Below are 8,206 nucleotides of genomic sequence, written 5' to 3'. Positions count from 1 at the left end.
TCACCCGGGCCAGGGAGGGATCGTCCTGGACGTAGCTGGGGACCAGGAACCGCACCACCTGGGAGGCCGGCAGGACCGAGTGCGGATGGCCCTGCTCGTCCACCACGATCAAACCGGGCAGTCGTCGCGAGGCGAGCAACTCGACCGCCTCGCGGGCCTGTGAATCGAGGCTGACCACCGGGAAGTCCTCGGCCATCTGCTCTCCGTGCACACTCGCACCATACGCCGCACACGCTCGGCCGACACGACGCGGCACCGAGGTCGCCAGGGGGGAGCGCTAACGAGACCATCATGCCGCCTCCAGGGTCGTCAGGCACCCCGCACCCCGGCTGGGGACGGGTACTGCCGACCAGACTTCCCGGCGCTCCGGGCCATGCCTCTCCCATCGGGGCCTCGCGCGCAAACCCTTCCCGGTGACCCATCGCCCCTTGCCGTGGGCAACGAGTCGGCGCTGCGGCAGATGGCCTTCGGTCAATGTGGTGCAATCGCGCTTCAGCGAGGGGAGCTCCAAGGCGAGATCTCGGGTCTGTCGCGCAGCGTGTCCAACCTCGGCTCGTCCCTGGGTGCGGCCATCGTTGGCACCATCCTCGTCGCTGGCCGCCCCAACCAAACCCGGGGACCCCGCCACAACGACACCCCCTGAAGCCAGCGGCCCGACATAACCCTCAGCCGGACGGCCACCCAAACCTTCCGATCCGAGGTCGAGTTCGGGACGTCCACCACAATCTCTCGAACGCTCGGGCGCTGCCGTCAGTCGGGGCTGATCGTGCACCGTGGCCCGCCCAGATCCCAAGCCGTTGTCAGCAGTGTCGTTAGAAAGGTCCACCGACCTGCTCATTGCCAATGGCCCGGCTGATGTGCCCCTTACCCAAGGCCGCGGAAGTGCCTGCCCGACACGCAGCTGGCCGTCGCCAAGACCGGTTTAGGCGGCGCGCTCGCCGCCGACACGGCATGCGCACAAACCTGCACGGCGCGTACGCCGCCGGCGACTGCGTCCACACCACCACCGGCTCCTCAACCAGCCGACCTACGTCCCGCTCGGCACCAACGCTCACAAAACAAGGCCGAGTCGCGAGCGAGAGCGCCGTCGGCGGCACCGCGACGTGCGCCGGATCGCTGAGGCGCCAAGTCGTACGGATCTTCGACCTGGTCGCCGCAGCCACCGGACTTCGCCACGAAGAGGCCACAGCCGTCGGGCACCGGCCATCCACAGCCGCCGCGCAGGCCGACGATCACAAGATCCACTACCCCGGCGCCACACCCATCACCCGGCGCATCACCGGCGACACCGTCACCCGCAAACTCCTCGGCGCCCAACTCGTCGGCCACCTGCAGGGCCAGGCCTCGAAGCGCATCGACATCCTCGCCACCACCATCTTTTACGGCGGCACAGTCGACTACATCCCCGAGCTCGCCTGTCCGACACCCCACCACTCGGCTCGCCCCATGACGCCATCCAGAGCGCGGAAATCACCTGGCTCGACACCCAACGTCACTGATCTCGCGCATCCGGCCCCGCGGAGGCCTCCAATTCAGTGGCGGGGTGCCGCGGGTTTTCACTCAACGCCCCGCTTGATCGTTTCGCTCTGCCGGCGGAGGAACTGGATGTCTGGCTCGGTTTTGGCCAACTGCGCCGCGCGGGCGTATGCCTCGGCGGCCTCGTCCCGTCGCCCGAGGCGCTCCAGCATGGAGCCGCGCGAGGCGTGCAGTAGGTGGTAGGTAGCCAACTCGTCCTCAATCTCGTCGAGAAGGGATAGGCCGACACGAGGTCCTTGGGTCTCGGCCGCTGCCACCGCACGGTTCAGAGCCACTATCGGCGTGGGCATGACGGCCAGCAGTCGGTCGTAGAACCAGAGGATCGCTGCCCAGTCGGTGTCCTGGTAGCGGGAGGCCGCGCAGTGCAGCGCCTGGATGGCGGCCTGGATCTGGAACGGCCCCAGCCGGCGGCGCCGCATACAGGACAGCACGAGAGCGTGTCCCTCGGCGATCAGCGAGCGATCCCACAGCGTCCGATCCTGGTCCTTGAGCAGTACCAGGTCAGCCTCATCGCCGCGCGCCGGCACCCGCGCGTCGCTCAGCAGCATGAGCGCGAGCAGACCCATCACCTCCGGTTCGTCTGGCATCAGGGTCGCGAGCAGCCTGGTGAGTCGGATCGCCTCTGCGCGCAGGTCTGGCCGGGCGGCGTTGTCCGCGCCGGCGTTGTAAACCAGGTACAGCACCGACAGCACCGCGCGCAGCCGGTCCGGCAGCTCGTTGTCGTCGGGTACGCGGTAGGGGATGTGCGCGGCCCTGATCTTGTACTTCGCCCGTACCAGGCGCTTGGCCATGGTCTCCTCGCTGACCAGGAACGCCGACGCGACCTCGGCGGGGGTGAGTCCTGCGATCAGGCGGAGAGTGAGGGCCACCTGGTGCTCCACCCGGACAGCGGGGTGGCAGCAGGTGAAGACGAGCCGTAGTTGGTCGTCGCGCATGACGTCTGGAGTCTCCCAGTCGGCGGTGGACTGGCGCCGCTGCTGGTCGGACGCGATCATTTCGGTGAGCTCGCGTCCGCGCCGGCTTCGGCGGATGAGGTCGACGGCCCGGTTCCGCGCGGTGGTGACGATCCAGCCGGCCGGGTTGCCCGGGACGCCGTCCCGCGGCCACCGATCCACCGCGATCGCGAACGCGTCCTGCACCGCGTCCTCGGCGAGCGAGAGGTCACCGAACAGACGCGTCAGTGTGGCCACGGCCTGTCCGTGCGCCTCGTGGAACGCCCGTTCGACGTCGTCCATCCACAGGGCCTGTCAGTGGCCGGCCTGCAGGCGTCCGGTCGCCCGGAACGGCCGGACCTCGATCGAGTGATCGGTGGCCTCCACGACCTTCTCCGCCCACGCCAGCGCCGCGTCGAGATCGTCGGCGTTGATGATGTAGAAGCCGCCGATGTGTTCCTTCGATTCCACGAACGGCCCGTCGGTGGTCACCTTGTCGAGGCCGGTGCCGCCGCTCACCACCGTGGCTGCGTCAGGCCCGTGCAGGGCACCGCCGAAGACGAACGCGCCCGCGCTGTCCATCTCCTCTTCGAGCGCGATGATGCGGCCCATGAAGGCCTGCATCTGTTCGGGCGAGGACGGCGCACCCGGGACTTCCCCCTGCACGTCGTACAGCGACAGAAGGTACTGATTCATCCGAACTCCTTCGATTCCGCGGGCCGATCCCGCTTCGACCTACTGACGAACGGCCGACGGCCGATCAGGACGCCCTCGCCTCAGAATCTCAGCAAAATGTCCCCGTTCGCGCCTACGCTGCGAGCATGAACCGCACCGACCGCTTGTACGCCGTGGTCGAGGAGCTGCGGGCAGCTGGGCCGCGCGGTCGTACGGCGCGGCAGCTGGCCGGGCACTTCGAGGTAAGCGTCCGCACGATCGAGCGGGATTTGAGTGCGCTCGGGCAGGCCGGCGTTCCGCTCGCGACCAAGCCGGGGAGAGGGGGCGGGTTCACGCTGGATCGCTCGATGAGCCTCCCGCCGCTGAATTTCACTCCCGGCGAGGCGGCCGCTGTCGCCGTGGCGCTGAGCCGCAGCGAGCACGTGCTCTTCACCAAGGACGCCCGCAGCGCGCTGCACAAGATCGTGGCGGCGATGCCGGAGCGGGCGCTTGCGGAGGCGCGCGCTACTGCCGAGAAGGTGCGGCTGCTGGTTCACCCGGTTCCCGGCCCCGACGCCGAGATCGCCGAGACGATCTGGCGCGCCGTGCGCGACAACCACGTGCTGCACATCCGCTACATCGACGTCGGCGGCGTCGAGACCGAGCGGGAGGTCGAGCCTCAGCACGTCGTCGTCGGCCCCAACGGCTCGTACTTGACGGCCTGGTGCCATCTGCGGCAGAACGACCGGGTGTTCCGCATGGACCGCATCACCCGCGCCGAGCGGGCGCCGTCGCTGCCGCGCCTACGGCACGTCGTCCCGGAGCTGCTCGTCGACGGCCACCAGACGAAGCTGCCTGCGTCGGCGTTGCGTCCGGAAGATCTTCTGCCAAACACCGACATAGGGCTGTCGCATGGGGCGGAGACGGTGGGTGTAACCCGCCGCCCCGGCGGGTGAACCGAGGCAGAGGAGATACCCATGACCACCACCCCCGCTCCCGGAACCCTGGCCTGGTTCGAGGTCGCCACCAGCGACCCCGACGGCGCCGTGAAGTTCTACGGCAGCCTCTTCGACTGGAGCTTCGAGGCCGACGGCCCCGCGGCGTCAGGCGGCATGGACTACCGCAACATCAAGGCCTCCGGGGCCGACCGGCCGATGGGTGGGATCTTCGGCACCGGTGGCCAGGTGCCTAGCCACGCCGTGTTCTACATCCTTGTCGCCGACGTCGAGGCCACCTGCGCCGACGCCGAGCAGCTCGGCGGCTCGGTGGTGAGCAAGCACCTCGACCCCGGCCCGGGCGCGCCGACGTTCGCCTACCTGCGCGACCCGGCGGGCAACACGTTCGGCGTCTTCACCCCACCGGCGGCCTGATGGCGAAAAGCCACGAGGGCACGTCCCCGTCGGAGCCATCCGCCGGGGACGACGCTCGCACCCTGTACGACGAACTCACCGACGACCTGCTCTACGACCCCGCCATCGGCCGGGCAACCATGATGGGATATCCGTGCGTGCGGTTGGCCGGGCGATTCCTCGCCTCCTACGACGACAAGGCGGGCTCCCTGATCGTCAAGCTGCCTCGCGAGCGGGTCACCGAGCTCGTCGACGATGGCCGCGGCGACCCGTTCGCGCCCGCCGGCAAGGTCTTCCGCGAGTGGGTCTCGATCCCCACGACCGATCCGGAGCTATGGCGCATCCTGCTCACCGAAGCCGTCGACTTCGCGCGGAAGTCCCTGCGCGACGAGCGGTGAGGGCAGCGTCCCCGCCGCCGTTCCTCCCGGACGGACACCGTCACCATGTCAGCGCTGATGCCGCTGACTCAATGCAGCGCAGCAAGGTACAAGACCGTCTTTTGGTCGACCACGCTGACCAGCCCACCGTGGCGGCGACATCGAGCGCCGGTCAGGCCACGACGAAGAAGCGCACCCACAGAGACGGCGCCGCAACGACGATGGTGATCGCGGCGATCACCACGCCTTTGCGGTGAGCTCCCAGAAGCTGATCGGGTAGCCCGGCGCGTAGCGCGATACCGATCACCACCACGCTCGCGCTCGCCCAGAACGCGGCACTCACCTGGCTCGACACCCAACGTCACTGATCTCGTGCACTCGGCGCAGCGGATACAGCGCGACGCGTCCGCGCAAACGGGGTGCACACTGATGCCATGGGCAACAAAGCGCCCGAACTCGCAGGGCCTGTCGGGCTCCAACTCGCCGGGCGGTCGAACAACTGCCCGGCCCCTACGGCATGCCAGGCGGATCCCGCTACGAGCTGAAGTGGGACGGCTACCTTCACTGAACCCGTCAAGTTGGCCCGAGAGATCGCCTCCGGGTGGCTGCTGCGGTTCAGTTGCTGATGGCCGGTGCTGCCTGGTGGTAGGTGGTGTCGGTGAGTTGCTCGACGAGGAAGGTGGCGATGTCGGTTCTGGTCATGGCGGAGCCGATGTTGTCGATGCCGAGGAAGCCCGCCCGGGTGGTGCCGGTGGCGGGTTTGTTGGTGGGGTTGGTGATGCGGGCGATCGTCCAGTCGAGTCCGGATTCGGTGACGGCTTGTGTCATGCCGCGCAGCTCGCGTAGGGCGTTGGGGAACATCAGGTTCGCGAGGACGGGCAGGGCTCCGGCTTTCAGGGTGGGCTTGTCGTGGGGGTCGGAGGGATGCTGGGTGTGGCGAGTCCGACGAAGCGGTGGACTCCGGTGGCCTGCATGGCGTTGACGATGTTGCGGGTGCCGTCGGCGACTGGGGTGCCTCGGGTGCCGCGTTTGAGGGAGGGGCCGAGGGCGCTGATGACGGCGTCGCTGCCTTTGACGGCTTCGCGGATGCGTTCGCGGTCGGCGAGTTCGCCGGTGACGAGGCGCAGGTGTGGGGGTTGGCGGTCGAGGTTGGCTGGGTTGCGGACGTAGGCGACGACGTCGTGGCCGGCGGCGAGGAGTTGATCGACGACGTGGTGGCCGATGCCGCCGGTCGCGCCGAAGACGGTGACCTGCATGGCGCGTGACCTGTCGGTGAGTGTGTTGGGTGGTCAGGTGGTGGCTGCGCGGACGGCGGGGGCGATTTCGTCGGCGTAGCGGTGAATGGAGTCGGTCACGGCGTCGCGGGGAAGGCCTCCCCAGTCGATCTGGCCGAGGAATCGGTCGAGTCCGAGGGTTTGGTGGGCGTCGAGGATCTTCTCGATGAGTTGTTCGCTGGAGCCGATCATGATCGCGTTGCCGGGTTGTGTTCCTGCGTCGAACTGTGCTTGGTCGACGATGAAGCCGCGGCCGCCGGGAGCCTTGGGTCGTAGGTATTCGTGGTAGTACGGGAAGGTCTGGCGTGCGGCTCGGGGGGTGGCGGCGGCGTAGAAATGGGTGGAGATCCCGACGCGCAGCTTGTCGGGGTGTCCTGCGCGCTCCCCGGCGGCGCGGTAGAGGTCGACGGTGCGGCGGGCGTGGGTCAGCGGGCCGCCGATGTAGCCGAGGATCATGGGCAGGCCCAGCCGCCCGGCTCGCTCGGCGCTGGCTGGGGAGCCACCGACGCCGAGCCACACCGGTAGCGGTTTCTGCGTTGCTCGCGGAGTGACCGGGGCATCCTGCAGGGGTGGGCGGAACTTGCCGGACCAGGTGACGTGGTCGTTGTCGCGCAGCTGCAACAGCAGGTCGAGTTTCTCGCTGAAGACGGCGTCGTAGTCGGCGATGTCGACGCCGAAGATTCCGAACGGTTCGCTGAAGGCGCTGCGGCCGGCGGCGATTTCGGCGCGGCCGTTGCTGACCAGGTCGAGGGAGGCGAAGTCCTGGTAGACCCGCAGCGGGTCGAGCACCGGCAGCACGGTCACGCCGCTGGTCAGGCGGATCCTGCTGGTGCGGGCGGCGGCTGCGGCTAGCACGACGGCGGGTGAGGACACTGCGAAGTCGAGGGTGTGGTGCTCGCCGAGGGCGAACACGTCCAGGCCGGTCCGGTCGGCCAGGGTGGCGTAGCCGACGATGTCATCGACCCGCTGCTGGTGGCTGTGCGGTCGGCCGGTCGCGGCGTCGGTCTGGATGTCGCTGAGCGAGATGACGCCGAGCTCCATGAGATGTCCTTGGGTAGAAGGAGTGGGTGCGGCGGGATCGGCGCCGGCGGCGTTGCCGCGTGATCGATCCCGGCCGCGTCCGGGGATCAGGTCAGGCGATGGTGATGATGAGCTTGCCGAGCGTTCCCTCGGCGAACGCTGAGAAGGCTGCCGGCACGTCATCGAGTGAGTAGGTTTTTTGGACGTGCACTTCGCAGGTCCCGTCGGCGCGGTGGCCGGCGGCGCGCTGCAGCGTTGCGGGGTCGGGGTTGGCGTAGATCCCGGTGACGGTGGCCTCGGTCGTGGGGAGCTGGTCGGGCGACTGGATCAGGGTCGACACGAACCGGCCCTGAGGACGCACCGCCGCGAGGACGGCCGCCGGGTCACCGGCCAGGTGAACGATCGCGTCGACTCCGTCGGGGTGTTCTAGCTGCACGGCGGACAGGACATCGCCGGTGTGGTCGACCGTGGCGGCCGCTCCGAGCCTGCTGACGAGCTCCCGCTCCTGATCTGTGGCCGCGGTCGCCAGGACGTGCGCACTGGCGTTCGCGGCCAGCTGCACGACTTGGTTGCCGACACCGCCGGTGGCGCCGACGACCAGGACACTGTGCCCGGGCTGAAGCTCGGCGGCATCCACCGCCTGAAGAGCAGCCGTCCCAGCCAGGCCCAGCGCCGCGCCGTCGACGAAGTCGATCGAGTCCGGCAGCTTGGCCAGGCCCACGGAGGTCGGAACAGTGACGTACTCGGCGAAGGAGCCATCACCCAGGTAGGGCTTCGTGACGACCCCGAAGACACGGTCGCCGACCTGGTAGTCGCTCACCCCGGCGCCGACAGCGTCGACGGTGCCGGCGAAGTCCTTGCCCAGTACGACGGGGAACCGGTGCTCCATCATCCCCTCGAGCCGGCCGGATGCCACGGCCAGGTCGAAGCCGTTCACCGACGCGGCATGGACACGGACCCGGACCTCCCCCTCGGCGGGCTCGGGCACGGCGATGTCGACGAGCTCGGGGTCGGACCCGAACGCGGTCAGTGCGAATGCACGCATGGCAGATCTCCTTAGATTC

General features: G+C 68.9%; 11 protein-coding genes and 1 pseudogene. 4 read left to right on the top strand and 8 right to left on the bottom strand.

The genetic code is table 11. The features are described 5' to 3' along the window. Positions 1-211, bottom strand: a 211-nt coding sequence (locus tag ACZ6O0_RS38975) for a CBS domain-containing protein (RefSeq protein WP_465770094.1), incomplete at its 3' end; no start/stop codon positions are given. Between the two features lie 632 nt (positions 212-843). Between ACZ6O0_RS38975 and ACZ6O0_RS38970 the strand changes: the two are divergent. Further along, positions 844-1,425, top strand: a pseudogene (locus ACZ6O0_RS38970) (hypothetical protein); the annotation flags it as partial. A 131-nt stretch (positions 1,426-1,556) separates the two neighbouring features. Here ACZ6O0_RS38970 and ACZ6O0_RS38965 read toward each other — a convergent pair. Continuing rightward, positions 1,557-2,771 carry an RNA polymerase sigma factor gene (locus tag ACZ6O0_RS38965; protein ID WP_465770093.1) on the bottom strand — a complete coding sequence of 405 codons (1,215 nt, stop codon included), beginning with the start codon at positions 2,769-2,771 and terminating at the stop codon, positions 1,557-1,559. 12 nt (positions 2,772-2,783) lie between these two features. Then, complete coding sequence (locus ACZ6O0_RS38960) at positions 2,784-3,164, bottom strand: YciI family protein (protein WP_465770092.1); 381 nt, start codon at positions 3,162-3,164, stop codon at positions 2,784-2,786. Positions 3,165-3,289: 125 nt separating this feature from the next. Between ACZ6O0_RS38960 and ACZ6O0_RS38955 the strand changes: the two genes are divergently transcribed. Genes ACZ6O0_RS38955 through ACZ6O0_RS38945 form a run of 3 tightly spaced genes read left to right on the top strand, consistent with a single transcriptional unit; the run spans position 3,290 to position 4,869 of the window. After that, a complete protein-coding gene (locus tag ACZ6O0_RS38955) occupies positions 3,290-4,078 on the top strand; it encodes a helix-turn-helix transcriptional regulator (protein ID WP_465770091.1) in 789 nt (262 codons plus the stop codon). Positions 4,079-4,099: 21 nt separating this feature from the next. Beyond that, on the top strand, positions 4,100-4,492 hold the full coding sequence (locus ACZ6O0_RS38950; protein WP_465770090.1) for a VOC family protein: 393 nt from the start codon (positions 4,100-4,102) through the stop codon (positions 4,490-4,492). Continuing rightward, positions 4,492-4,869: a hypothetical protein gene (locus ACZ6O0_RS38945; protein ID WP_465770089.1), complete on the top strand. Its 378-nt coding sequence runs from the start codon at positions 4,492-4,494 to the stop codon at positions 4,867-4,869. The genes ACZ6O0_RS38950 and ACZ6O0_RS38945 overlap by 1 nt, the downstream gene beginning before the upstream one ends. A gap of 151 nt (positions 4,870-5,020) precedes the next feature. Here ACZ6O0_RS38945 and ACZ6O0_RS38940 read toward each other — a convergent pair whose 3' ends face one another. The 5 genes from ACZ6O0_RS38940 to ACZ6O0_RS38920 all read right to left on the bottom strand — a co-directional run bounded on the left by ACZ6O0_RS38940 (position 5,021) and on the right by ACZ6O0_RS38920 (position 8,187). Next, the gene (locus ACZ6O0_RS38940; protein WP_465770088.1) at positions 5,021-5,191 is read right to left on the bottom strand and encodes a hypothetical protein; all 171 of its coding nucleotides are present in this window, start codon (positions 5,189-5,191) and stop codon (positions 5,021-5,023) included. A 272-nt stretch (positions 5,192-5,463) separates the two neighbouring features. Further along, a complete protein-coding gene (locus tag ACZ6O0_RS38935) occupies positions 5,464-5,730 on the bottom strand; it encodes an NAD(P)H-binding protein (RefSeq protein WP_465770101.1) in 267 nt (88 codons plus the stop codon). A gap of 11 nt (positions 5,731-5,741) precedes the next feature. Then, the gene (locus ACZ6O0_RS38930; RefSeq protein WP_465770087.1) at positions 5,742-6,104 is read right to left on the bottom strand and encodes an NAD(P)-dependent oxidoreductase; all 363 of its coding nucleotides are present in this window, start codon (positions 6,102-6,104) and stop codon (positions 5,742-5,744) included. A 33-nt stretch (positions 6,105-6,137) separates the two neighbouring features. Continuing rightward, entirely contained in the window at positions 6,138-7,163 is a 1,026-nt protein-coding gene (locus ACZ6O0_RS38925) for an LLM class flavin-dependent oxidoreductase (RefSeq protein ID WP_465770086.1), read from the bottom strand. Positions 7,164-7,254: 91 nt separating this feature from the next. Beyond that, positions 7,255-8,187, bottom strand: a complete 933-nt coding sequence (locus ACZ6O0_RS38920) for an NADP-dependent oxidoreductase (protein ID WP_465770085.1) — start codon at positions 8,185-8,187, stop codon at positions 7,255-7,257. Between the last annotated feature and the right edge of the window lie 19 nt (positions 8,188-8,206).

The sequence above is a fragment of the Kribbella sp. NPDC048837 genome (assembly GCF_055586945.1).
This window is presented reverse-complemented; position numbering and strand designations above follow the sequence as displayed.

Excerpts from the sequence above, each read along its gene's own strand:
- ACZ6O0_RS38955 (WP_465770091.1), top strand. The coding sequence starts at position 3,290 with ATGAACCGCACCGACCGCTTGTACGCCGTGGTCGAGGAGCTGCGGGCA.
- ACZ6O0_RS38925 (WP_465770086.1), bottom strand. The coding sequence starts at position 7,163 with ATGGAGCTCGGCGTCATCTCGCTCAGCGACATCCAGACCGACGCCGCG.
- ACZ6O0_RS38960 (WP_465770092.1), bottom strand. The coding sequence starts at position 3,164 with ATGAATCAGTACCTTCTGTCGCTGTACGACGTGCAGGGGGAAGTCCCG.
- ACZ6O0_RS38950 (WP_465770090.1), top strand. The coding sequence starts at position 4,100 with ATGACCACCACCCCCGCTCCCGGAACCCTGGCCTGGTTCGAGGTCGCC.
- ACZ6O0_RS38945 (WP_465770089.1), top strand. The coding sequence starts at position 4,492 with ATGGCGAAAAGCCACGAGGGCACGTCCCCGTCGGAGCCATCCGCCGGG.
- ACZ6O0_RS38930 (WP_465770087.1), bottom strand. The coding sequence starts at position 6,104 with ATGCAGGTCACCGTCTTCGGCGCGACCGGCGGCATCGGCCACCACGTC.
- ACZ6O0_RS38965 (WP_465770093.1), bottom strand. The coding sequence starts at position 2,771 with ATGGACGACGTCGAACGGGCGTTCCACGAGGCGCACGGACAGGCCGTG.
- ACZ6O0_RS38920 (WP_465770085.1), bottom strand. The coding sequence starts at position 8,187 with ATGCGTGCATTCGCACTGACCGCGTTCGGGTCCGACCCCGAGCTCGTC.